Origin of the sequence: Neglectibacter sp. X4, from assembly GCF_009917365.1 — a bacterium.
GTDB lineage: Bacteria > Bacillota > Clostridia > Oscillospirales > Acutalibacteraceae > Acutalibacter.
Genome location: NZ_QWLE01000295.1, coordinates 1 through 325, shown reverse-complemented (window position 1 = coordinate 325; position 325 = coordinate 1). Strand labels below are relative to the sequence as shown.

Annotated in this window: 1 protein-coding gene; it reads left to right on the top strand. The window is 36.6% G+C overall.

The genetic code is table 11. The features are described from left to right. Positions 1-139 precede the first annotated feature (139 nt). Positions 140-325 (top strand): hypothetical protein (locus D1841_RS18210; protein ID WP_166554385.1); only part of this gene is annotated, 186 nt, incomplete at its 3' end.

The following is a 325-nucleotide window of genomic DNA, read 5'->3' as shown; positions in this document are numbered from 1 at the left end:
TAACGGGATTGCCCATTTTTAGTAGGCTATATTTTACTTTTAAGAAAATTAGTTTACGAATTAAAAGAGTTAAAATAAAGCAGAAAAATTGTGACAGAGAATAATTGAACGAACTGTATTTTCATGTTAAACTGAACATATGAATATTATTATTGAAACGAGAAATTTTGAAAAACTGCATACGGAAGAATTGAAAGTAAAATGCCCAGCTTGTCTGGATCAGCTTTGGGAAAGTCAGTGGGTTCGCCGCAGTATAACAAGAGCAGACATGGCGCAGGCGGAGGAACTGCAGGCTTTGGGAGATAAAATCGCGCAGTCAGCAGAT